The 23,077-nt window shown below is 70.9% G+C and carries 18 protein-coding genes; 7 read left to right on the top strand and 11 right to left on the bottom strand.

The annotated features are described in order from the left end of the window. The first annotated feature begins 185 nt into the window (after positions 1 to 185). A complete protein-coding gene (locus ABT340_RS41495) occupies positions 186 to 2,774 on the top strand; it encodes a tetratricopeptide repeat protein (protein WP_352016445.1) in 2,589 nt (862 codons plus the stop codon). 122 nt (positions 2,775 to 2,896) lie between these two features. Continuing rightward, complete coding sequence (locus tag ABT340_RS41490) at positions 2,897 to 3,694, top strand: tyrosine-protein phosphatase (RefSeq protein WP_352016444.1); 798 nt, start codon at positions 2,897 to 2,899, stop codon at positions 3,692 to 3,694. Here the strand turns inward: ABT340_RS41490 and ABT340_RS41485 are convergent. Further along, the gene (locus tag ABT340_RS41485; RefSeq protein WP_352016443.1) at positions 3,691 to 4,740 is read right to left on the bottom strand and encodes a Gfo/Idh/MocA family oxidoreductase; all 1,050 of its coding nucleotides are present in this window, start codon (positions 4,738 to 4,740) and stop codon (positions 3,691 to 3,693) included. The genes ABT340_RS41490 and ABT340_RS41485 overlap by 4 nt on opposite strands. Positions 4,741 to 4,763: 23 nt before the next feature. Then, the gene (locus tag ABT340_RS41480; RefSeq protein WP_352016476.1) at positions 4,764 to 5,672 is read right to left on the bottom strand and encodes a proteasome assembly chaperone family protein; all 909 of its coding nucleotides are present in this window, start codon (positions 5,670 to 5,672) and stop codon (positions 4,764 to 4,766) included. Between the two features lie 104 nt (positions 5,673 to 5,776). On the opposite strand from ABT340_RS41480, the gene ABT340_RS41475 reads away from it, so the two are divergent. Then, positions 5,777 to 6,178, top strand: coding sequence for an ankyrin repeat domain-containing protein (locus ABT340_RS41475; RefSeq protein WP_352016442.1), 402 nt, complete (start codon positions 5,777 to 5,779; stop codon positions 6,176 to 6,178). 133 nt (positions 6,179 to 6,311) lie between these two features. Next, positions 6,312 to 7,223, top strand: coding sequence for a 4-epi-cubebol synthase (locus tag ABT340_RS41470; RefSeq protein WP_352016441.1), 912 nt, complete (start codon positions 6,312 to 6,314; stop codon positions 7,221 to 7,223). Positions 7,224 to 7,232: 9 nt separating this feature from the next. On the opposite strand, the gene ABT340_RS41465 is transcribed toward ABT340_RS41470, so the two are convergent. Then, a complete protein-coding gene (locus ABT340_RS41465) occupies positions 7,233 to 9,350 on the bottom strand; it encodes an ATP-binding protein (protein WP_352016440.1) in 2,118 nt (705 codons plus the stop codon). A 153-nt stretch (positions 9,351 to 9,503) separates the two neighbouring features. Here ABT340_RS41465 and ABT340_RS41460 point away from each other — a divergent pair, with 153 nt between their 5' ends. Then, a complete protein-coding gene (locus ABT340_RS41460; protein ID WP_352016439.1) occupies positions 9,504 to 9,683 on the top strand; it encodes a hypothetical protein in 180 nt (59 codons plus the stop codon). 13 nt (positions 9,684 to 9,696) lie between these two features. On the opposite strand, the gene ABT340_RS41455 is transcribed toward ABT340_RS41460, so the two are convergent. After that, the gene (locus ABT340_RS41455; protein ID WP_352016438.1) at positions 9,697 to 10,608 is read right to left on the bottom strand and encodes an ABC transporter permease; all 912 of its coding nucleotides are present in this window, start codon (positions 10,606 to 10,608) and stop codon (positions 9,697 to 9,699) included. Then, positions 10,605 to 13,193, bottom strand: coding sequence for an alpha/beta fold hydrolase (locus tag ABT340_RS41450; protein ID WP_352016437.1), 2,589 nt, complete (start codon positions 13,191 to 13,193; stop codon positions 10,605 to 10,607). The genes ABT340_RS41455 and ABT340_RS41450 overlap by 4 nt, the downstream gene beginning before the upstream one ends. 185 nt (positions 13,194 to 13,378) lie before the next feature. On the opposite strand from ABT340_RS41450, the gene ABT340_RS41445 reads away from it, so the two are divergent. Beyond that, positions 13,379 to 14,536, top strand: a complete 1,158-nt coding sequence (locus tag ABT340_RS41445; RefSeq protein WP_352016436.1) for a hypothetical protein — start codon at positions 13,379 to 13,381, stop codon at positions 14,534 to 14,536. Here ABT340_RS41445 and ABT340_RS41440 read toward each other — a convergent pair. From ABT340_RS41440 to ABT340_RS41430, 3 genes are all read right to left on the bottom strand, one after another. Beyond that, complete coding sequence (locus tag ABT340_RS41440) at positions 14,494 to 15,525, bottom strand: CopD family protein (RefSeq protein ID WP_352016435.1); 1,032 nt, start codon at positions 15,523 to 15,525, stop codon at positions 14,494 to 14,496. The two genes, ABT340_RS41445 and ABT340_RS41440, sit on opposite strands and share 43 nt — an antisense overlap. After that, positions 15,522 to 16,097, bottom strand: a complete 576-nt coding sequence (locus ABT340_RS41435) for a copper resistance CopC family protein (protein ID WP_352016434.1) — start codon at positions 16,095 to 16,097, stop codon at positions 15,522 to 15,524. The genes ABT340_RS41440 and ABT340_RS41435 overlap by 4 nt, the downstream gene beginning before the upstream one ends. A 162-nt stretch (positions 16,098 to 16,259) precedes the next feature. Next, entirely contained in the window at positions 16,260 to 18,875 is a 2,616-nt protein-coding gene (locus tag ABT340_RS41430) for a chitinase C-terminal domain-containing protein (protein ID WP_352016433.1), read from the bottom strand. 490 nt (positions 18,876 to 19,365) lie between these two features. On the opposite strand from ABT340_RS41430, the gene ABT340_RS41425 reads away from it, so the two are divergent. Continuing rightward, positions 19,366 to 20,250 (top strand): DMT family transporter, encoded by an 885-nt coding sequence (locus ABT340_RS41425; protein WP_352016432.1) that lies wholly within the window; start codon positions 19,366 to 19,368, stop codon positions 20,248 to 20,250. On the opposite strand, the gene ABT340_RS41420 is transcribed toward ABT340_RS41425, so the two are convergent. The 3 genes from ABT340_RS41420 to ABT340_RS41410 all read right to left on the bottom strand — a co-directional run. Continuing rightward, positions 20,247 to 21,590, bottom strand: a complete 1,344-nt coding sequence (locus tag ABT340_RS41420; RefSeq protein ID WP_352016431.1) for a sensor histidine kinase — start codon at positions 21,588 to 21,590, stop codon at positions 20,247 to 20,249. The genes ABT340_RS41425 and ABT340_RS41420 overlap by 4 nt on opposite strands. A 171-nt stretch (positions 21,591 to 21,761) precedes the next feature. After that, entirely contained in the window at positions 21,762 to 22,853 is a 1,092-nt protein-coding gene (locus ABT340_RS41415; RefSeq protein WP_352016430.1) for a M20 family metallopeptidase, read from the bottom strand. After that, positions 22,850 to 23,077 (bottom strand): membrane dipeptidase (locus tag ABT340_RS41410; RefSeq protein ID WP_352016429.1); only part of this gene is annotated, 228 nt, incomplete at its 5' end. The genes ABT340_RS41415 and ABT340_RS41410, both read right to left, overlap by 4 nt.

Here is a 23,077-nt window from a genome sequence, read left to right as displayed (position 1 = left end):
AGGAGGCCTCTGTGTTCCGCTGCACAGTGATAAATCATCAATTTTCCGAGATATCGCTCTATCGGATGATCAGTCCCTCGGTGGGCGCCCCCGTCCGCCGGGTGTCTGGTTGAATCGAGGCAGAGACGACGCGTCGGCTGAGTCGGGGGGCCGCGCCGTGGTGTGCTTCTCTCCGGAGGGTGTGAATGCCCGGTCCGCCGAAGGTGCCTGCTCGTCGTGACACCGCCTCGCCGAGGCGACGGATACCGCTGGCGGCCCCGGCGGCGCTGGCGATCGCCGCCACCGGCGCCAGCGTCCTGACGGCGCTGCCGGACGTGGTCTCCCTCTCACCGTGGTGGAGGGCCGCGATCGTCATGGTCTCCGGCATGCTGGCCGGGGCGATCGCCTGGGCGACCTCAAGACCGCGCCGGGAGGAGACCGTCGCGGACGACGGGGCGTTCTGGCGCCCGCCCGACCAGTGGCCGCCGAGGCCGGCGCACTTCACCGGGCGCGTGGAGTCACTGGCCGAACTGCGCCGGGTGTTCACCGAACGCCACCGCGACCGCTCCCGCACCGAGCCCCTCGCGCCGCTGGTCATCTCGGTGTACGGCAGAGGCGGGGTGGGCAAGTCCGCGCTCATCGCCAGGTTCGGCCAGGAGGTCGCCGACCGCTTCCCCGACGGGAGGCTCCACGCCGACCTGCGCGGCACGATCGAGGCGCCGGTCCGCCCGGAGGAGGTGCTGATCGGCTTCCTGCGCGCGCTGGGCGTGCGGCTGACCACCGACCCCGGGGGCCTGACCGAGCTGCGCAGGCTCTGGCTGACCTGGACCAAGGGCAAGCGCATCCTGATCGGCCTGGACAACGCCCAGGAGGCGAGCCAGGTCAGGGACCTGATCCCGGCCGACCCCGGATGCGTGGTCATGGTCACCTCCAGGAACCCGCTGTTCCTGCTCAACGCCTACGACAAACAGCTGTCGGTGTTCAGCTCGGCGCAGGGCGTCGAACTGCTGGCCAGGCTGGCCGGAGGCGAGCGGGTCGCCGCCGACCTTGAGGCGGCCGACGAGATCGTACGGATGTGCGACCACCTCCCGCTGGCCATCAGCATCTGCGGCGGGCGCCTGGCCACCCGGGAGAACTGGACCCTGCGCCAGCTGGCCGACCGCCTCAGGGACGAACGGCGCCGCCTGGACCAGCTCGAACTGCGCGGCGGGCAGGACCGGAGCGTGCGGGCCTCGCTCCAGCTCAGCTACGACGACTGCACCGGCATCCAGCGCCGCCTGCTGCGCATGCTCAGCCTGCTCACCGCCCCCGACGTGCCCGGCTGGGTGCCCGGAGAGCTGCTGGCGGCCTCGGAGCTTGAGGGGGCCGACCAGCTTGAGGCGCTCATCGACGCCCAGCTCGCCGACTCCGCAGGCGTCGACTTCTCCGGCGCGATGCGCTACCGCCTGCACGACCTGGTCCGGATCTTCGCCCGCGAGGTGACCTTCGCCCGCGACGACGACGTGCAGAGAAGGGCGGCCATCGAACGGGTGCTGTCCGGTTACCGACGCCGGGCCGAGGGCGCCGCGGTGGCCCGGTGGCCGCAGGACTGGGGCCGCAGCGGCAGGCGGGCGGACCTGGCCGTCTCGGGTGAGCTGACCCAGGCCTCGGCCGCCGACTGGCTCAACGCCGAGCGCCGCACCCTGGTCGCCATGATCCACCAGGCGAAGAGCCTGGAGATGTGGGAGCTGGCCTGGAGCCTGGGCCGTGCCTTCTGCTCGCTGTGTCACTCGCTGCGGGCCTACTGGTCCGACTGGCGCGCGGTCGCCGAGATCGTCTGCGAGGCCGCGACCCGGCTGGACGACCGGCGGGCCCTGGGCATCGCGCTGCTGGACCGGGCCGCGGTCGCCGGCGGGCAGGGCGGCCGCGACAGCGCCAGGCAGGACGCCGAGAGGGCACTGGACATCTTCACCGAGCTGGGGGAGTCGTGGTGGGCGGCGCGGGCGATGCGCTCGGTCGGCATGACCCTGTTCAACGACGGCAACCTCGACCGGGCCCAGGGCTACCTGAACGAGGCGATCGCCGCGTTCAAGGCGGAGGACGACCGCTGGTGGACGGCCAGGAGTCAGCGCAACCTGGCCGAGCTCAGACTCGCCCAGCGCAGGCCGGAGGAGGCCGCAGAGCCGCTTGAGGACGCCCTGGCGGTCTTCCAGCACGACCGTAACCGCTACTCGGAGGCGCAGACCCTGCGTGTCTACGGCGAGGTGCTCGGCGCGACCGCGCGGGCGCTGGAGAGCCAGGGAGAGGCCAAGGCCGCAGGGGAGAACTTCACCCGGGCCGGGTTCAGCCTGGACCGGGCCGCGGAGATGTTCCGGCTGCGCGGAGAGCTGTGGGAGGAGGCCAGGTGCCTGCGCGCGGCCGGCGAGGTGGGCAACCCGGCCAACGGACTGCGCGAGCTGATCTACGTACGGCGGGCCGCCGAGATGCTGACCGCGCTCGGCGACTCCTGGGGCGTGGCCAGGGCCGAGCTTTCCGCGGGACGCGCCCACGGCAGGCTGGGCCGTACCGGGGAGGCGCAGCAGGCGCTGACGCGGGCCGTACGGCAGTTCGAGGAACTGGGCGACCGCTGGTGGATGGCCAGGAGCCTGCGCTACCTCGGCGAGACGCACCTGGAGGCGGGCGACTGCGAGGCGGCCCTGCCCCTGCTCGAACAGGCCCAGGACATCTACCGCAGCCTCGGCAACCAGGGAGGTGTGGGCCGGGTGCTCGAACTCCTCCGCAGGGCGCAGGAGTGCCTGGGGCAGGCGACCTCCTGAGGGCGGTATACGGCGCGACGGTATCCCGGGAAAGGGCATCGCCCAATGGGGGTTGTCATTTGCGGCAATCTGCCCCAGACGTTCACTGCTTGGTCATACCTTGACGTATAAGCTCAGCAGTGATGAACGAACTGACGCGATGGATTCATCTTGAAGGTGCCGTCAACGTGCGCGACCTCGGCGGGCTCGCGACGAAGGACGGCGGGACCACACGCTTCGGCCGGGTGTACCGGTCGGACAACCTGCAGGCGCTGACGGAACGCGACCTCGGCCTGCTCGTCGGCGACCTCGGGCTTCGCCACGTCGTCGACCTGCGCTCGGTGGCCGAGGTGACCCTGGAGGGCCCTGGACCGCTCACCCGCTTCCCCGAGGTGAGCATCCACCATCTCACCCTCTTCGCCGAGGGCGGCGTGAACACCGACGTCGACGCCGACAGGATCGACGCGGACCGGGTGCTTCCCTGGCAGGAGATGGACGAGGACACCCTCGCCGAGCTGCGGGTGACCGGCTACTACTACGGCTACCTTCGCGAGCGCCCCGACTCGGTCGTGGCCGCGCTGCGGGCCCTGGCCCACGACGACGGCGCCGCCATCGTGCACTGCGCGGCGGGCAAGGACCGCACCGGCGTGGTCACCGCCCTCGCCCTTGAGGTCGCCGGGGTCACCCGGGAGGCGATCGTCGCCGACTACGTCGCCACCGGCGACCGCATCGACCACATCCTGGCGCGCCTGCGTTCCAGCCCCACCTACCGTGCCGACCTCGACTCCCGTCCGGACTCCGACCACCGGCCGCGCGCGGAGTACATCCAGCAGTTCCTCGACGTGCTCGACAACCGGTTCGGCGGCCCGCTGACCTGGCTGGGCGCCCAGGGGTGGAACGAGGACGACACCGGAGCCCTGCGCGCACGCCTGCGGGACTAGAGCCCGACGACCAGGCCCTCCGTGGCCGAGCGGCGGGCGGCCTCAAGGACGGTGAGGGTCTCGATCGCCTCCTCGGGGTCGACCGGCGCGGGCGCCCCCTCGCGCAGGCTCGCCACGACGCCACGGTAGAAGTCGAGATAGGCGCCGGGTTCGGTGCGGACCGGATGGAGGTCGTCACCGGCCCCCATCGTGCCCCACCGCTGCGGCGGTTCGTCACCGAAGCCGGGGACGCTCGGGGAGAGCCCGGCGCGCAGCCGTTCCTCCTGCACGTCGAGACCGTGCTTGGAGTATCCGGCCCGTGAGCCCGCGACCAGGAAACGCGGGCCGGGCATGGGCGAGAGCGCGCTCATCCACAGATGGGAGCGGGCGCCCGAGAGGTGCGTCAGCGCGACGAAGGTGTCGTCGTCGGCGGCGACCCCGGGCCGCCGGGCGTCGGACTCGGCGTAGACACGCGTCACCGGGCCGAGCAGGCTCAGCGCCTGGTCCACCAGATGGCTGCCGAGGTCGTACAGCAGGCCACCCACCTCCTCGGCGCCGCCCGACTCACGCCAGCCGCCCTTCGGCACGGGCCGCCACCGCTCGAACCGGGACTCCAGGCGGTTCACCGTGCCGAGCTCCCCCGACGACAGCAGCCGCCGGATCGTCAGGAAGTCGCCGTCCCAGCGCCGGTTCTGGAACACGGTCAGCATCAGGCCGCGCTCACGCGCCAGCTCCGCCAGCCCCCGGGCCTGCGCCGCGGTCGCCGCCAGCGGCTTGTCGACCACGACCGGCACCCCCGCGCGCAGCGCCGCCTCGGCCAGCGGGACGTGGGTGCGGTTGGGGGAGGCGACCACCACCAGGTCGCAGACGCCCCACAGTTCCGCGGCGTCGCCGACCGCCCGCGCGCCGTACTTCCTGGCGACCTCGGCGGCCCGTTCCGGAGAGCGTGTCACCACGGCGGACAGGCTCAGGCCGGGGGTCGCGGCGATCAGCGGGGCGTGGAAGAGCGCCCCGGCGACGCCGTACCCGGCGAGACCGACGCGCAGGGCGGGCACCGTCTCACCCATCGCCGGGCACCCGCCGGGCCCGGTCAGTCACCGCGCTGCTCGTCACGCTCGGCGAGGAAGGCCTCGAACTGGGCGGCGAGCTCGTCGCCGGTCGGCATCTCGGAGGACTCGGCCATCAGGTTCTCGCGCTGCGCGCCCGCCGCGAAGGCGTCGTACTGCTGCTCCAGGCCGGTGATGGCCGTCGAGAGCTCCTCGGAGGCGCTGATCTGCTCGGCGATCTCGCTGTCGGTCCTGGCCGCCGCCTCACGCAGGCCGTCCAGCGGGAACACCAGGCCGGTGCTCCTGGTGACCGCCTCCAGCGCCGTCAGGGCCGCCGCGGGGTACTCCGCCTGGGCGAGGTAGTGCGGGACGTGCACGGCGTAACCCAGGGTGTCGTGCCCCCGGGCGCCGAGCCGGAACTCCACCAGCGCGGCCGCGCTCCCGGGGACCTGGACCCTGCCGAAGGCGCTGTTGTGGCCGGAGACCAGCTCGGGACGGCTGGCGTGGCCGGTGATCCCGAGCGGACGGGTGTGCGGCACGGCCATCGGGATGCCGTGCAGGGTCACCAGCCTGCCGATGCCGAGCCTGGTGACGAGCGTGCCGACGGCCTCGGTGAACAGCTCCCACTCGCGGTCCGGCTCGGGGCCGGTGAGCAGCAGGAACGGGGTTCCCGTCGTGTCGTGGACCAGGTGCAGGGCGAGCTCGTGGCTCTCCACGGACACCCAGCGGTCGGTGTCGAAGGTCATGATCGGGCGCCGGGACCGGTAGTCGAGCAGGCGGTCCACGTCGAACGTGGCCACGACGCGGTGCTCAAGCTCGCCCAGCAGGTGACCGAGGGCGAGCCGTCCGGCGCCGCCCGCGTCTACGAACCCGTCGAAGTGGTAGAGAAGCACCGGATCGGTCAGTTCAGGGATCTCTCCGCTGAGCCGGTAGAGATCCGTCGGGTCGAACACCGTCTCCCAGCCTTTCGTCGGTCGTCTCTCCACAGCATGAACCCCTGGGCCGTCCGGTGAATTCCACGCACCCCGGCGATCACTGGGAACCCTACCGGGGCAGAATGGTTCCCATGCAGTCCGACCCTGAGCTGGAGGAGTTCGCCACCCGCCTGTTCGACCTGGCCAGGGCTGGTGAGACCGACAGACTCCGCGCGTACGTCGAGGCCGGGGTGCCGGCCAACCTGACCAACGACAGGGGCGACACCCTGGTGATGCTCGCCGCCTACCACGGCCACGCCGAGACCGTCAGGGCGCTGACCGCCCTCGGCGCCGATCCCGGCCGGGCGAACGACCGGGGCCAGACCCCGCTGTCCGGAGCGGTCTTCAAGAAGGAGCCCGAGGTGATCAAGGCGCTTCTGGACGCGGGCGCCGATCCGGACCAGGGGACCCCGTCCGCGCGGGAGACCGCCCGGATGTTCGGCCACGAGCAGTATCTGAAATGGTTCGAACGTTACCCTGATTAGTGATGTCTCCTATATGGCGACATATTGAAATCATGTGGCGTTCGGGGATCCTTGACAGGTGGGAACTACTACTACACCTCAGTCCGATCGGCGTCTGCACATCCCCCCGCTGCCCTGCCCCTTCCCGAGTGAGGTGAGTCCCCACGTCGAGAGAGTCGACCGGGAGACCCTGGACTGGCTCATCGCCTCGGGAATGCTCAAGGACGCCGAAACGGTCGAGCGCTACAGACAGGCGAGGTACGGCTGGCTGGGTGGCCGGACCTACCCCTACGCGGAGCACGACCTGCTCCGCCTGGTGACCGACTGGTGCGTGTGGCTGTTCGCCTTCGACGACGCCTTCTGCGAGTCCGACCGCAGAGCCGCCGAGATAGCCCGCGCGCTGCCCCAGTTCTACGCCGTCCTCGAAGGACTGGACGGTGGATACGAGGTCGACGACAGATTCGCCAGGATGCTGCTGGAGATCAAGAACAGGATCTCCGCGCACGCCGACGGCGACCAGCTCGACCGCTGGTGCTCCGTCACGAAGGACTACCTCTTCGCGCAGGTCTGGGAGGCGGCCAACCGTGAGGACGAGGTGGTCCCCTCCATCGAGGACTACCTGTTCATGCGGCGCAGGACCGGTGCCATGCTCACGGTCTTCGCCCTGATCGACATCGCCGCGGGCCATCGCCTGACCCCCGCCGAGTGGCGGCACCCCGCCGTGCGCGCGATCACCGAGAGCGCCAACGACGTCGTCGTGTGGGACAACGACCTCATCTCCTACGCCAAGGAGAGCGAGAGCGGCAACGCCAGGAACAACCTGGTGAACGTGCTGGCCGTACACGGCGGGGTCTCCAGGCAGGCCGCGATGGAGCGGATCGGCATGATGCGCAACAAGGCCATAACCGACATGATCGAGCGGCGCCCCACGCTGGAGGCACTCGGCTCGGAGGCGGTGCACGCGTACGTGCGCGGCCTGGAGTTCTGGATCAGCGGAAGCGTCGACTACTCACTGACCAGTTCCCGCTACACGATGGCCTGGCGGCAGCGGATCGCCGAGGAGTGAACCGAGCGCTCAGTCCTGGGGGAGCCGGTCGTCGCTCTCCTGCTCTCCGAGTGCGAGCTCGATCAGCTCCTCCAGACCCAGCTTCTTGCCCGCGGCGAAGGCCTTCTCGTGCTCCTGCTCACCCAGCAGGCTCTTGCACTCCTTGACGCAGCGGTCGTGCTCGGCGTTGAAGAAGGGCGAACCGAGCTGGGGCATCCCGAACGTGCGCCAGTTCGCCTGGCCACCGCCCATCAGGCGCGAGGCCAGCTCCGGCTGACCGGCCTCAAGCGCCTGCCTGGCGACCACCTCGATCGCCAGGCCGATGCCCAGGACGTCGTGGAAGTAACGCTTGAGACGCAGCGCCTCACGCGCGTTCGTCATGGCCTCGGTGGTCTGGCCCATCGCCTGGTGGACGCTGGCCAGCGCGTAGATGGCGTAGGAACGCAGCCACAGCTCACCGCGCTGGGTGCACACGGTGATGCAGTCGCGCAGCAGTGTCTCGGCCTCGCCGGGGTCACCCTGCATGAGCAGCACCATCGACAGCTCGACGATCGAGGGCAGCAGACCGGGGTTCAGCTCCCGGCCGCTCTTGTGGAACTCGATGGCGACGCCGAGCAGCGCGCTGGCCTTGTGCAGGTCGTTCTGGAGGAAGGCGGCCGTGCCGAGCATCTTGGTGGCCAGGATCACCGCGCCCGAGTCGCCGACGCGCACCGCGTCCGCGCTGCACTGTTCGGCCGCCGCGATGGCGCCGGTGATGTCGCCCTGGGCGCTGTGGATGTAGGAGAGCACCCACAACGCCTTGCAACGCTCGGGACTCGGCTCGGGCGAGAGCTCCAGGGTCTTCTCAAGGTAGAGCCTGCCCTCGCGCGCCAGCCCGCAGGCCACCCACATGAACCACAGCGACGACAGCAGCTTCAGCCCGGAGAGCACCTGACCCGGGGTGTTCAGGCAGTAGTCGAGGGCGACCCTGATGTTGTCGTGCTCGTGACGCATCCGGACGTGCCAGTAGACCTGACGGGGACCCGACCAGGCCTCCTCGCTCCGGTAGGCCAGCTGCAGGTAGTAGTCGCGGTGCCGTTCCCTGATGCGCTCCCGCTCGTCGAGGTGCTTGAGCCACTCCTCGCCGTAGTCGCGCAGCGTGTCGATCAGCCGGTAGCGGTGCCCGGACGGGGTGCCGTCGCTCAGCAGGATCGACTTCTCGACCAGGCTGCTGATGAGGTCCACGATCGTCTCGTGGGGAAGGTTGTCCCCGGCGCAGACGTAGTGGACGGCGTCCAGCTCGAAGTCGCCCGCGAACACCGAAAGCCGCGCCCATAACAGTCGTTCGGCGGGCTCGCACAGCTCGTGGCTCCAGCCGATCGCCGCACGCAGCGTCTGGTGCCTGGGCAGCGCCGTACGGCTGGCGCCCGCCAGCAGGCTGAACCGGTCGGCCAGCAGGTCGAGCATCTGCTCGACGGACAGCGCCCGCAGCCGCACCGCCGCCAGCTCGATGGCCAGCGGGATGCCGTCGAGACGGCGGCACAGCTCGCTGACGGAGCCGACGTTGCGCTCGTCGAGCTCGAAGCCGGGCACCACCGCGCTCGCCCGCGCGGCGAACAGCAGCAGGGCCTCGTTGGTGAAGACGTTCTCGCCCGGCACGCTGCCCGGCACCGTCAGCGGCGGGACGGTGACCGTGTGCTCGCCCCTGGCGTTGAGCGAGTGACGGCTGGTCGCCAGGATGGTCAGGCCGCTCGCGCGGGTCAGCAGCTCCTCGAAGAGCTCGGCGCAGGCCGAGTCGACATGCTCGCAGGCGTCGATGACCAGCAGGACCTCGCGGTCGTTCAGCCACTCGACCAGCGCCTCCTCGGCGGAGCGCGACGACTGGTCGGCGATGCCCAGGGCCGAGTTGATCGTGTGCCTGAGCATCCTCGGGTCACGCTGCCTGGCGATGTCGGCGAACCAGACGCCGTCCTTGAACTGGTCGCGCATCTGGTGCGCGATGCGCAGCGCCGTACGCGACTTGCCGACCCCGCCGATGCCGGTCACGGTGACGAGGCGGTGCTCGCGCAGCCGTTGCCGCAGGATGGTCAGGAGCCTGGTGCGCCCGACGAAGCTGGTGAGCTCGTTCGGGAGATTGCCGTCTCGCCGCCATCCTGATGGCGCTGCCATGGCCGCCTCACGGGGGTAGCTTGACACCTGACCATCCGAATCGTACCCGTCCGGGCGGCCGGCTGTCCCTGAGGCCGCAAAGCGGGCAGGAGTTTCCCCATCCGTCAGCTCGTGGCGCGGAGGAGTCGGCGCGACGCTGGCTAGCATGGACCCGTGACTTCGCTTGAGCCCGACGACCTGCATCCCGACGATCTGCGTCCCGTCGATCTCTCCGACGACGGCCCGCCGATCCTGCCTGACCAGACAGGGGACGACACCGACATCGGCTGGGGCACCTGGCGTGAGCCCAGCGACGACGACAGGCTTCTGGAGGACCGGCCGCCCCACTGGTAGGGGCGGCCGGGGATCACGAAACCACGTCCTTGCGCCGGAACCGGCGGAAGGCGAGGGCGACCAGGACCACCGAGTAGGTGACCGAGACGGCCACGCCCTTGACCATGCCGCCGTAGTCGGGTTGCGGCGCGAGGGCGTCCAGCCACGCCGTGCTCCAGAACGTCGGCAGGAACTCCCGCAGCGAGCCGAGGGCGTCGACCGCCTGCAGGATGCCGCTGACGATCACCAGGCCGACCGCTCCGCCGACGGCGCCCAGGGGCGAGTCCGTGCCGACCGAGAGCAGGAAGGCGAGCGCGGCTACCACGAACTGGCTGACCAGCACGTAGCCGACCACGACTCCGAAGCGGGGCAGCACGTCCAGGGCGGCGACCGTCTCGCCGGTGCCCGGCACCCGCACGTCGTGCCAGCCGAACACCAGGGTCCCGGCGAGCAACGCCATCGCCGGCAGGCAGACGACCGCCGCCGCCGAGTAGGTCAGGGCGACCACCAGCTTCTGCCGCAGCAGCCGGTCGCGGGGGACCGGGGCGGCCAGCAGGTAACGCAGCGAGGACCAGCTCGCCTCACTGGCCACCGTGTCGCCGCAGAACAGCGCGACCGCCACCGCCAGCAGGAAGCTCGCCGAGACCGACAGCGCGAACGCCGCGAAGTTCAGGCCGCCCTCGGTCGCCAGGTCGGACAGGCGCGGCACCCCGGAGGGCTGACCGGACCCGGCGCCGAGCTGGAAGGCGGCCACCAGGATCCACGGCAACGCCAGCAGCAGGCCGAACATCACCAGTGTGCGGCGCCGCCTGAGCTGCCTGGCGAACTCGACCGACAGCGGCAGCGTACGGCCGGGCAGGTAACCGGCCGCCTGGCCCTCGCCCCGCCCCGGGCCCTCGGGGACCTCCTCGACCGGCGAACCGGTCCGCGTCAGGATCTCGCTCATGCCTTCTCCCCGATCAGGTCAAGGAACACGTCCTCAAGGCGGCTGCCGGAGCCGCCACCCGAGCCACCCGAGGTGTGCTCGCCCAGCAGGTCGCGCACCGGGCCCGCGGTGACCAGGCGTCCCCGGCGCATGACCACCACGTGGCTGCAGGTCTGCTCGACCTCGGCCAGCAGGTGGCTGGAGACGATGACCGTACGGCCCCGCGCCGCGTAGGCGATCAGCACCTCGCGCATCTCCCTGATCTGCGGCGGGTCGAGGCCGTTGGCTGGTTCGTCGAGCACCAGCAGGTCGGGCAGGCCGAGCATGGCCTGGGCGATGGCCAGGCGCTGGCGCATGCCCTGGGAGTAGGTCCGGACCGCCCGGTCCAGCGCGGCGCCGAGCCCGGCGATCTCCAGGGCCTCGGCGAAGTGCGCGTCGTGTTCGGGGCGGCCGGTCGCCTTCCAGTAGAGCTCCAGGTTGGCCCGTCCCGTCAGGTGCGGCAGGAAGCCGGGCCCCTCGACGAACGACCCCAGCCGCGACAGCACGGCGGCGCCGGGGGAGATCCGGTGGCCGAAGATCCTGATCTCGCCCGCGTCGGGGTGGATCAGACCCATCATCATCCGCATGGTCGTTGTCTTTCCCGCCCCGTTCGGGCCCAGCAGGCCGAGCACCTGGCCGCGTTCCACGGTGAAGGACAGGTCGTCGACCGCCCGTTCGCCGTTGCGGTAGGCCTTGGTCAGGCCGTCGATCCGCAGCGGGACGTCGGCCAGGGACGGATCGTGGTCCGTACGGCGGCGCCTGCGCCCGGTGAGCAGCAGGACCGCGGCGGCCACGACGGCGGCTGCGGGCAGCGCCCACGTCCACCAGGACGGGCCGTTCTGCGGGGTCCGCAGCGCGGCGTCCACCGGGACGGTCAGCGTGGGCGCGGCCAGCTCCACCTGGTAGACGGCAGGGGCGGCCGGGGTGCTGTAGCCGAGGTCGGTCGTGGTGAAGGCGACCCGCAGCCGGTGCCCGGCGTCGAAGCGGTGGTCGACGGCGGGCAGCGCGACGGTGGCCTCGCCCGTACCGTCCGGGGAGAGGGCGACGCGCACCGGGGCCACCAGGCCGTCGGGCAGGATCGGGGCCTGGCCACCCGGTCCGGCGTCGTAGAGCTTGGCGAACAGCGTCACGCCCTCCTCGGAGACCTTGCCTCCGGTGCCTCCGGTGCCTCCGGTGCCCTCGGCCCGCACCCGGACCCGGACCGTCGAGCTGCCGGTGACCTGGAGCGGGGCGGTGAGCGGGGCGGAGTCGAAGTGGGCGCTCTGGCCCGCCATCTCGGTGGACAGGCTCACCCCGGGCGAACCGCCGAGGCCGCCGAACCCGGGGACGGAGGAGATCGAGGAGGGGGAGCCGCCCGGCGGGTTGGCGACCGGCTGGGCGGGCCCGGTCAGGGCGACCTGGGTCGTCGCGGCGCCGTACAGGCCGGGGTAGGCGGGGGCGGTGGCGTGCAACTGGACGGGACGGCGGGTGCCCGGGTCGCGCCCGCCGTCGCGGGTGACGGTGAACGGGACGGTGGCCTGCCCGGCATCCCCCTTCAGATAGCGGGCGAACCAGGCGGTGGTCCGCTCGTGGATCCAGTCGGCCTCGCCGTCGCCGCCGTCGTGGCCGCCGTCGAACCAGGCGACGGCCACCGGGGCGCCGGTCGCGGCCACGGCCCTGGCGTTGGCGTCGGCCTGGCCCAGGGGGAAGAGCGAGTCACGCGTCCCCTGCAGCAGCAGGGTGGGGACCTTGATCCTGCCGGGCACGGAGACGGGGCTCGACCTGCGCAGGGTCTCGATCGCCTCCGGCGTCGCCCGGCCCGTCTCGGCGATCCGCTGGTAGACGTCGCACAACTCGGGCAGGAACCGGCCGCACCTGACCTCCTGCGCGCTCGCCGGAGGCGCCTCGCCGGTGGGGGTGGCGCCCCGCAGCGGGCCGGGAGCGGGGGAGGTGCCGCCCCTGCTGAAGAACAGTCCGGCCCACATCCGCTTGAACACCCCGTTCAGCGGGCCCCGCCCGCCCGCCTCGGGGAACAGCGCGTCGGCCAGGTCGTGCCAGGTGATCTGGGGGACGATCGCGTCGATCCGGTTGTCGTACGCGGCGGCCATCAGCGCGATGGCGCCGCCGTATGAGCCTCCCGCGACGCCGACCTTCGGGTCTCCGGCCGCGTCGAGACTGACCTCGGGCCGCCTGGCCAGCCAGTCGAGGAGCTGCCGCACGTCCTTGACCTCGTAGTCGGGGGAGTTGAGCGCGATCTGTCCCGTCGAGCGGCCGAAGCCACGGGCGGACCAGGTCAGTACGGCGTAGCCCTCCCCGGCCAGCCGTACGGCCGCCTCGCGCACGCTCTCCTTGCTGCCGCCGAAGCCGTGGGCCAGCAGCACCGCGGGGGCCCTGCCGCCCCCGGCGGGCGGGAAGAACGTGGCGTCCAGCGTGACCTGCTGGTCGTCACGGGGACCGTCGAGCACCGTGACGCTCTGTTCCCGGGGGTGTGTCCCCTGGGCCGACGGCCACAGGACCCAGGTGATCACGGCGGCCACCAGTACGGTGACCAGCGTGATTCCGGCGACAGGCTTGCCCGCGAGCTTCATGCGGCGAGCTTACTGAGGGCAGCCTGAGAGCGACCTGAGACGGTCCGACAGTGAGAACATAGGGGGCAAGTGGCGACAAAAGCCCCTGAAGGGTGCAAGCATCTTCGTATGGGACTAACCCCTGCCGATCTCTCAGGGATGTTCCTGATTGCGGACCAAGGTAAAGGACGGGCATCATTTCGCGCGTGAAGTTCGTCGTGAGTCCAAAACGAAGCGCCACACAGGCCATCCAGTGGGCCCTGCCCTACTGGACCAGGGGAAAAGCGGGCAGGCAGACCCCGGAGGACCTGTTCCGGGTGCTCTATTTCGGCTGGCTGGTCGCCTTCTCCTTCAAGGTCCTGGGCGCCTCCTGGGACGTCTCCTGGCACTTCAAGTGGCTCCGTGACGACCTGGCGCCGCCGCACCTGCTCAACAGCGTCGGCACCGCCATCGCGCTCACGCTCACGATCATCCACCTCTACACCGGTTACGGCGTGGACAGGACCGCGCAGCGGCTCATCGGCTGGGGAACCGCGGTCTTCCTCATCGCCGTCCCGCTGGACCTGATCAACCACCGCGTCAACGGGCTCGACATCACCTCGTGGAGCCCGTCGCACATGATGCTCTACATCGGCACGCTGCTGATGGTCTCCGGTGTGACCAGGGGATGGTTCACGGGGGCGCCTCCCGGGCGCACCCGCACACTGGTCCTCGGCGCCCTGGGCGTCTTCCTGCTGGAGAACGTCTGGTTCCCGGCCCAGCACCAGGAGTACGGCGTGTTCGGCATCGCCGCCTGGGACCGGGGCCGGCCCGAGGCCGAACCCATCCTGCTGCAGTTCGCCGCCGACCAGATGGGCCGCGCCATTGACCGGGACATGGTGGTCAAGTTCTCGCTCCCGGTGCCGGACGAGCTCTACCCGGTCTACGGGGTGGCCGCGGCCATGATCGTCCTGGTCGTCGCCCGCGCGATGACGGGACGCGTCCTCACCGCGACCGCCGTCGCCGCCTCCTACGTCGCCTACCGCGCCGTCATCTGGCCGCTGCTCGCCGTGACGGGCTTCCCGCGCTCGGCGGTGCCCGTCTTCCTGATCGCCGGGGCGCTCATGGTCGACCTGGCGTTCCTGATCAGGAACCCGGTGCTGCGGGCGCTGGCCGGATCGCTCGCGGTCACCGTCGTGGTGGGTCAGGCGCTGCGCCTGCAGAGCGCCGCCTACCTCACCCCGCCGCTGGTCTCACCGATGGTCCTGGCGGCGGGCGGGGTCCTGCTGGCGGTGCTCTGGCTGGGCGCCGAGTGGGCGCTGACCCGCTTCAGGCTCCGGGCTCAGGACATGGAGGCCGTGGTCAGGGCGACCGCGAACCCGTAGGCCAGGCCCATCACGGTGAGTTCCGCCGCCGCCCACGCGACGACGGCCGTCCCCTGCCGCGCGGCGATGCGCGGCAGCAGGCGGAACCTGATGTGGGCGGCGAACGGGATCAGCAGCCCCACGCACACGGCCTTGGCGATCACCAGCAGCCCGTAGTGCCCGTCGAGCAGGGCCCCGGGCAATTCGACCCCCTGGGTCAGGGCCATCGAGGCCAGGCCGTTGACCAGCCCGGAGACGCTCACCAGCACCAGGGCCAGCGTCGCCAGCCTGGAGAACCTGGGCAGGACCCCGGCCAGCAGCTCACGGTCCCGCGCGACCAGCAGCATGATGGCCAGCAGCCCGCCGGTCCACGCGGCGGAGCCCATCACGTGCAGCTCCATCGAGATCATGATCGGGTCGTGCCATATCGAGTTCACCGCGTGCCCGGTGACGGGGATCGGCAGCAGCCCGAAGAAGGCGATCACGATCCGCAGCTCGGCGGGCACCTTCTCCCCGAACCGTACGGCCAGCAGCCCGACGCCCGCGTAGGCGAGGGCGCAGGCGGCGCTGAAGAGCATCCCCTGGCCCGCGCCGACCTCGCTGACGTATGAGGCGATCATGGCCGGGGTGGGGACGGCCCCCGGGTTGAGCTGGGCCGTCTGGAAGACGATGACGACCAGCGCCAGCACCGCCCACGCCCAGGCGAACGTCACCGCGGCCGGTCTGGCCCTGCGCATCACCGGTTCGGTGCGCTCGGGGTCGTCGAAACCGAGGATCCTCGGCAGCACGCTGAGCCCGACGACCGCCACCGCCGCCAGGTCGAGCAGCACCCGCAGCACGGGCAGGCCGTACTCGACGACCGTGCCGGGCACGGCGATGCCCGGCACGGCGGCCTCCGCGGTCAGCGTCGTCGCGGCCAGTACGGCCAGCAGCGCGCCGGAGACGAAGCCACCGGCCACCAGCCTCCTGACCGATCCGGCCTCCGAGGAGCGCTCCAGCGTCGCGGTCACCGGGTCTCCTCCCGTCCTCCGCTGCGGCGCATCGCGACGACGGTCGCACCGCCGAGCAGGACGAGGGCGGCCACGATCCACAGCACGGCCATCCCGGCGCCGCCGTTCTGCGCGGCCTCGGCGGCCTGGGCGCTCAGGTCGAGCTCCTGGGCCGGGGCGCCGGAGGCCTCAGGGGCGCCTGGGGCGGCCTGCGCGGGGGAGCCGGTGCCGGCCGCGGTCAGGGTGAAGGTCACCTTGTCAGAGACCGGGTGGCCGTCAGAGGACAGGATGCGGTAGCCCACCACGTACTGCCCGGCGGGGCCGAGCGGCCTGACCCCGACGCTCACCTTCGCGCCGGAGACGGCGGTCTTGCCCTCCTCCCAGCGGGTCTCGCCGGGGCCGGTCACGCTGATCTGCGCGAAGCCCTGCCGTACCGGCTGGTCGAAGGTCAGGGTGATCCGCCCGGGGGCCGTGGCCAGCGAGGCGCCGTCCTCGGGGTCGCTGCCGACCAGGATGTTGTGGGCCCGCGCCGGGGTGACCACGCTCAGGAGCACGGTGCCCGTGAGCAGCAGGACAGTCAGTAGCCGCCTCACCGATCGTGGCCTTCCTGTGGGTTCGTCGTGTTCCGGTAATGCTCCCATCTTGGTGGGCGGGGGCGGGAATCGGCCACGGAACAGCCGCAGGCGGCGGAAAAGACGGGGGCGCCCGGCGATCCGTGGCAGGAATGGATCGCCGGGCGCCGATGGGAGAGGTGGCTAGTTCAGGCGCTGCCAGAGCGCGGGCACGTTCGTGGGCTCCCATCCCACGGCGGAGGTGTGCGCCTGGCGGCACTCGTAGTTGACGCCCGAGAAGGTGACCCGGGTGCCGGAGGAGTAGGACGTCCCCGCCTTCCAGGCCGGGTAGTTCCCGGTCGGGGTGACCGTCGGGGTGACGGTGGGCGTCACGGTGGGCGTAACGGTCGGGGTGACCGTCGGGGTCACCGTGGGCGTCACCGTCGGGGTGACGGTGGGCGTCACGGTGGGCGTAACGGTCGGGGTGACGGTGGGCGTGACGGTCGGAGTGACGGTCGGAGTGGGGGTCGCGCAGACGCCGAGGTCGGTCCAGACGGAGTTGGTGCCCGGCTCGTTGTTCTGGGTCCACCACTTGGCCTGCCACAGGTGACCCTTGTGCGAGACCTTGGCGCCGCCGTTGTAGACCTCACCGGCCGACCACGGGGGAGCCGAGCAGTCGCCGCCGGGGCCGCCGCTGCCGGTCGGCGTCGGCGTCGGGTTGACCACCACGCCGCCGCGGGCGTAGTCACCGGTCAGGCCGTAGGTCTTGCCGCCGAAGCTCACGGTGAAGTTGGCCGGGGCCGGGGCGGGCAGGTAGTAGACGTAGTCCATGCTCAGCGACGCGCCGGGCGCCAGCGACTCGTTGGCCTTCAGCTTGAAGGAGATCCGGTTGAAGTCGCCCTTCAGGCCGCCGATGTTGTTGCCGCCGCCGTGCTCGCTGCTGATCACGGTCAGGCCGTAGCCGGACTGGTCCTTGGCCGTCTTCGGAGCGGAGCTGGCGTAGTCCCACTGGAACTCGGCGCCGCCGGGGATCGTGGTCTTGGAGTTGTTGGTGACCTTCAGCTTGCCGGTGATCGGGTAGTTGCTGTCACCGGAGGGGAACCCGCTGATGTCCACGCTCACGTCGAGCTTCTCGTTGGGGATGCTGACCTTCGCCCGGGTCGCGCCGTACGGCGTGGCCGTCTTGAAGGCGTCGTAGACCTGGCTGGTGAGCGTGTTGCCCATGAACCACTCGCTCTTGGCGGAGTCCCAGGCGTAGTCGCCGGCCAGCTCCCAGATCATCAGGCCGCCGATGCCCTTGTCCTTGACGTAGTTGGCCTTGACGCCGATGGACTGGTCGTCCTCCATGGACAGGAAGACCTTCTTGCTGTCGTTCCACAGCCAGGGCGCGACCAGGGTCGGGTTGTAGTTGCGGGTGTAGGTGCCGGTCAGCTTGTCGTCGGCCTTGTTGGGGTCGAGACCGTAGGCGGGGCCGTACGATCCGGCGCGGCCGTCCAACAGGTTCTTGGCGTGCCAGAGCGGGTTGCCGCCGCCGCCGACCTCGCTGTTGTTCTCCAGGTCGTGCCAGAGGTTGTCGATGCCGCGCGCGCCGTCACCACAGGTGGTCAGGCCGATCGGGCAGCCGCTGGTGCTCTTGGAGATGCCCCACAGGCCGTTGGTGCCGCCGGTGACGTTGCGCCATCCCCGGGTGTAGTACGGCACGCCGATGTTGATCCGGCCCGCCTGCATCGCACCGCGGAAGTAGTGGTAGGCCCAGTCGGTGTTGAGGTAGCCGATGCCGCCGTACGCCTCGGTGTTGTAGACGTTCCACTTGGCCAGCTCGGCGTCCTTGCCGTCGTCGTAGAGGGCCGCGTTCGGGCCGACGAACTCGTTCCAGGCGCCGTGCAGGTCGTAGGACATGATGTTGACGTAGTCCAGGTACTGGGTGACCTGGAAGGTCTCCATGCCGCGCAGCAGGTAGCCGGAGGAGGGCGCGGCGACCGAGAGCAGGTAGTACTTGCCGTCGGCGGCCGAGGCCGCGTTGAGCTTGTCACGCAGCGTCTTCATCAGCACCGCGTAGTTCTTCATCAGCGAGGCGCGGCGGGCGTTGCCGACCTGCCAGTCGAGCGGGTTGCCCGCGTCCTTCATCGACGTCGGGTACTCGTAGTCGATGTCGACGCCGTTGAAGCCGTACTTCCTGATGAAGGCGACCGAGGAGTCGGCGAAGGCGTTGATCCCGGCCGTGTTGGCCGAGCCGTCGGCGTTGGTGGTCATCGTGTAGAAGCCACCCGACGGCTTGCGCTCGCCCGTGTCGTCGATGTACCCGCCGGTCTCCGCCCAGCCGCCGACGCTGATCAGCGTTTTGACGTTCGGGTTGGCCTTCTTGTACTTGTTCAGCAGGTTGAAGTGCCCCTTGTAGGGCAGCGCCGGGTCCATGGTGTCGATCCCCGGCCACTCCATGCCGGTGGAGGGGTTGTCGGCCCCGTCACCGCCGACCGAGATCTTGTTGTCCGCGCCAACGTGCGCGAACGCGTAGTTGATGTGGGTGACCTTGTCCCAGGGGATGTTCTTGGCCAGGTAGGAGGGCTGGCCGTTCTTGCCGGTCCGCCAGCTCGTGAAGTAGCCGATGATGCGGCGCGGGTGGTCCGCGCCCATCTTCTCCCGGCCCGACTCGTCGTAGACCTGGCAGTAGGGCACGTCGAGGCCCGGGGTGGTGTAGAGACCGTCGGGGCGGCACGACGTGTCGTCGGCCGCGGCGGTGGCCGTGCCTGCGAGCGCGCAGGCGATCAGGGCGAACGACGCACCGGCCGCCGCGAGGCCCGCGCGTAAGCGTGAGGACATGGGAGAGCTACCTCCGAATGAGGAAACACAGCAGTTACCCCAACCCCGAGGCCCCCCACGGGTTGTTGATTTTGGAAACTATGCGCTCCCACCAGGTCCGTCAATGCTTTCTTTTAAGAAAGTTTCCTGATAGTTAGTTGGGGGTGGCTCTGCTGGGCCACGACGGGCCACGGCCTGTCCCCCGTGACCGCGCCGTCCAACGACCCCGGACCCGCGTGGAGCGCCGGGACGGCCCGTGCCCGTGTCCAGTGGATTCGCGCTCCGGGAAACCCCCGGCGACTCCGGCGGCCCTCCGGCTCGGTACCCCCGTGACCGGACGGGCCGCGTTCAACGTTCTCCGCGCCGAGGGGCGCCCGAGGGGCGGTCGGGGGTTGAGGGGTGACAGGACCCTTACTCCGGGGTGAGGTCATTCACTCAACGTGGTATTCGGGCCACTCCACCACGGACTACGCGTCCCTCCGGTAGCTGGGCGTAATGGAATGCTGCTGGCATGGCAGCGGTCTCCGCTCCCCGCCCCCTCATGGGAGCCGTGCTTCTGTTGTTCGTCAGCGCCGCCTGGGGGTCGGCCTTCCCGCTGATGAAGGACCTCATGGCCCGCGTACCCGTCGCGGACCTGCTCACCGAGCGCTACGCCGTCGCCGCGATCGCCCTGCTCGCCCTGCGGCCACGCTGCCTGCGCGGCCTGCCGGAGAAGACCTGGCTGACCGGCGTCCTGCTCGGCCTGATGTTCGGTGTGGGACAGACGGCGCAGGCGATCGCGCTGCACGACCTGCCCTCGTCGGTCTCCGGGTTCACCGTCGGCTCCTACGTGGTGATCACCCCGGTCCTCGGGCTGATCCTGCTCGGCGCGGAGGTCCCCTTCCGCACCTGGGTCGCGGTCGCGCTGGCCACCGCCGCGATGACGATCTTCACCCTGCTCAGGGGGGCGGAGGGCGGGTCGGTACCGCTGCTCGCCCTGGCCGTCACGCTGCTGTCGGCCGTGCTGTACGCAGGACACACCCTCGTGCTCGGCGACTTCGAGGGCGCCGGACGCGACGCCTACGCCCTCGCGGTGATCCAGCTCGGCGTCATCGCGCTCATGACCGGGGTGCTGGCCGTGCCCGACGGCCTCACCCTGCCCCGGACCGCCGCCGACTGGGCCGCCATGGCCCACCTGTCGGTCGTGGCCTGCGCCCTGGGGTTCCTGGCGCGCTCCTTCGGCCAGGCCCACGTGCCCGCCGCCCCCGCCGCGGTGATCCTGTCCGCCCAGCCCCTCTGGGTCACCGCCCTGGCCATCACCCTGTACGGCGAACGCCTCACCTGGACCGTCCTGGTCGGCGGCGGCCTGATCGCCCTGGCCATGCTCCTGGTCCTGGTGCCCCGCCGGGCCCGTTAACGGCTGAGGGGAAGGCGCAGGACGAACCGGGCACCCCGCTCGCTCTCCTCGATCACCAGGGTTCCGCCGTGCGCCTCGGCGACCTCCCTGGCGATGGGCAGCCCCAGTCCGGTGCCCCCGGCGTCCCTGTTACGTGAGGCGTCGAGCCGGGCGAAGCGGCGGAAGACCACCTCCCACTGGTCGCGGGCGATCCCCGCGCCGTCGTCGAGCACTTCGAGCACGGCCGTGTCCCCCCGGGCGGCCACGGTCACCGTGACCCGCGAGGTCGCGTGCCGTTCCGCGTTGTCCAGCAGGTTCGTCAGCAGCCGCACCAGCCGCAGGCGGCTGCCCTGCACCACGACGCCGGGCTCCGCGCGGCAGTTCATCTCGACACCGCGCCTGCGGCGGGTCATCTCCTCCCGGCACAGCTCGCCCAGGTCGACCGGCTGGCGGGCCATGGGCGCGCCGGAGTCGAGCCTGGCCAGCATCAGCAGGTCGGAGACGATGGCCTGGAGCCGGTCCAGGCTGGCGAGCATCTCCCCGGCCTTCGCCTTCCAGTCGGTGTCCTCCGGGTAGTGCAGTGCCTCCTCCACCTGCGCCCGCATCGCGGTCAGCGGGCTGCGCAGGTCGTGCGAGGCGTCCGAGGCGAACCTGCGCTGCTGCTCGGCCGCCGCCTCAAGCCGGTCGAGCGTCTGGTTGATCGTGATGGCCAGCTGTTTGATCTCCCCCGAGTCGGACGGGACGGGCACCCGGCGGCCGAGGTCGGTCGCGGTGATCTCCGCCAGTTCGCCTCTGATCGAGTCCACCGGGGCCAGCGCCCTGTTGACCGTCTGGTAGGCGCCGACCCCGGCCAGCAGCACCAGCGTCACGCTGACGCCGACGATGCCGGCGAACAGGCCGGGATGGACGTACCAGGGAACGACGTCGTCGGCGGCGTAGATGATCCAGTCGCCGCCCGCCTGGTGGACCCGGAAGGCCACGACGACCATGCACCTGCCGGGGAACTCGGGGCTGTCGCACACCTGCCTGTCCGCGCTGACCTCTCCCGGCGGGGGGACGAAGTTCGCCATCCGCGGCTTTCCGTGCAGGTTGGGCGTCGAGGACAGGACCTGGCCCGACGGGTCGAGCACCTGGACGCCGTCCAGGGTCCCCTGGGGCAGCCCGGCGGGTAACTGCTCCCGGACGGTCAGGTTGATGGTCTCCAGAGCGGCGTTGGCGATCTCCTGGGCCCGGAAACTGCCCGCCAGGCCGTACAGGGAGAAGGTGGCGACCAGGGCGAGGGTGAGGCCGGACAGGGCGGCCACGGTGACGGCGATCAGTGTCAACCGGGTCCGCACCGACCAGGCGCCCTTGGTGACCACGCCAGCTTCCCCCGAGGTCCGACGATCTTCCTAGGCGGACTAATTGCCATTTCCTGGCCATTCATGGCCAAGGGGGGGCAAAGTTCCGAACCCCTTCCATTGCGGAGTGTTGGTCCGCGCGGAGGGCCGTGGGGGACGGCCCGGCACGGCGGCCCAGGGATCGCGGGCCCGTCAGACGGTCTCGTTCTTCAGCACGGAGGTGATCAGCCCGGCCAGCAGTCTCGTCCGCGCGGGCATCTCCCCGACGATCACGTGCTCGTGCGGCGCGTGCGCGCCGCCGCCGACCGCGCCGAGCCCGTCGAGCGTCGGGCAGCCGACCCCGGCGGTGAAGTTGCCGTCCGAGGCGCCGCCGACCGCGGCCCCGCGCAGCGGCTCCATGCCGAGATCCGCGGCGATCGCGCAGGCCAGCTCGAACAGCCGCGCCGAGGACGTCTCCTCAAGCGGAGGACGGTTCGGCCCCCCGCTCACCTCGATCCGCGCCCCGGGAACCCGGGGGAGCAGCTCACGGACCAGCCGGTCGATCCGGTCCTGCTCGGCGACGCTCGGCACCCGCACGTCCACGGAGACCCCCGCGGTCGCGGGCACCGTGTTGACCGTGGTCCCGCCGGACAGCACGGTCGGGGTCACCGTCGTCGGCCCCTCGCCCATCGTGCTGAGCGCCAGGATCTGGTGGGCCAGCTCGATCCCGGCGTTGACCCCCTTCTCCGGTTCGAGACCCGCGTGGGCGGCCCTGCCGTGCACGGTGATCCGGTAGTCGGAGGTGCCCTTGCGCGCGGTCTTGAGCGCGCCGCCGTCCGCGCTCGCCTCAAGGACGAAGGTCGCGGCGCACCCGCGCGCCGACTCCTCGATCAGCTCGCGCGAGGTCTGCGAACCGACCTCCTCGTCCCCGGTCACCAGCACGCACACCCCCTCGGGTGAGGGCAGGGAGGCCAGGGCGTGGAAGGTCTGCACCAGCCCGGCCTTCATGTCGAAGACACCGGGACCCCGGGCGATCCCGTCGTCGAGCGACCACGGGTGCTCACGCAGCGTGCCGATCGGCCAGACGGTGTCGTGGTGGCCGACCAGCAGGACCCTGGGCGTGCCGAAGGTCCAGCGCAGGTGGGGGACACCGCCGATCACGATCGTCTCGGGGCGCGCGCCGAGCCTTCTGAACCCCTGGTCCGCGACCACGGCGGCACTGCGGGCCAGTGCCTCGTGGTCGGCGGAGAAGGATTCACAGACGACGAGTTCCTCCAGGTCGTCGAGCATCAGATCGAGGTTCATGCGGGCCTTCCCAGTTCGGAGCGGAACAACCGCAGGACATTGTCGCCGAGGATCTTGACGATCTCTTCGTCCGAGAATCCATGTTTGAGCAGGGTTTCTGTCACCAGAGGCAAACCGGAGGGTCCGGCCAGGCCGGGGATGGCGGCTGTGGCGTCGAGTCCGTCGGGGGCGGTGTCCTCGCAGCAGGGTGGGGTGGTGTCGTGGATGACTTCGCGGACGAAGTC

Origin of the sequence: Streptosporangium sp. NPDC000239, from assembly GCF_040300765.1 — a bacterium.
GTDB lineage: Bacteria > Actinomycetota > Actinomycetes > Streptosporangiales > Streptosporangiaceae > Streptosporangium.
Note: the sequence above shows the minus strand (reverse complement) of the source record. Positions and strands in the feature narration are given on the sequence as shown.

What these genes read in the sequence shown, in the direction of transcription:
- ABT340_RS41425 (WP_352016432.1), top strand. Translation starts at nt 19,366, where the DNA reads ATGGCAGCGGTCTCCGCTCCCCGCCCCCTCATGGGAGCCGTGCTTCTG.
- ABT340_RS41485 (WP_352016443.1), bottom strand. Translation starts at nt 4,740, where the DNA reads ATGGGTGAGACGGTGCCCGCCCTGCGCGTCGGTCTCGCCGGGTACGGC.
- ABT340_RS41450 (WP_352016437.1), bottom strand. Translation starts at nt 13,193, where the DNA reads ATGAAGCTCGCGGGCAAGCCTGTCGCCGGAATCACGCTGGTCACCGTA.
- ABT340_RS41475 (WP_352016442.1), top strand. Translation starts at nt 5,777, where the DNA reads ATGGTTCCCATGCAGTCCGACCCTGAGCTGGAGGAGTTCGCCACCCGC.
- ABT340_RS41455 (WP_352016438.1), bottom strand. Translation starts at nt 10,608, where the DNA reads ATGAGCGAGATCCTGACGCGGACCGGTTCGCCGGTCGAGGAGGTCCCC.
- ABT340_RS41490 (WP_352016444.1), top strand. Translation starts at nt 2,897, where the DNA reads ATGAACGAACTGACGCGATGGATTCATCTTGAAGGTGCCGTCAACGTG.
- ABT340_RS41495 (WP_352016445.1), top strand. Translation starts at nt 186, where the DNA reads ATGCCCGGTCCGCCGAAGGTGCCTGCTCGTCGTGACACCGCCTCGCCG.
- ABT340_RS41415 (WP_352016430.1), bottom strand. Translation starts at nt 22,853, where the DNA reads ATGAACCTCGATCTGATGCTCGACGACCTGGAGGAACTCGTCGTCTGT.
- ABT340_RS41465 (WP_352016440.1), bottom strand. Translation starts at nt 9,350, where the DNA reads ATGGCAGCGCCATCAGGATGGCGGCGAGACGGCAATCTCCCGAACGAG.
- ABT340_RS41430 (WP_352016433.1), bottom strand. Translation starts at nt 18,875, where the DNA reads ATGTCCTCACGCTTACGCGCGGGCCTCGCGGCGGCCGGTGCGTCGTTC.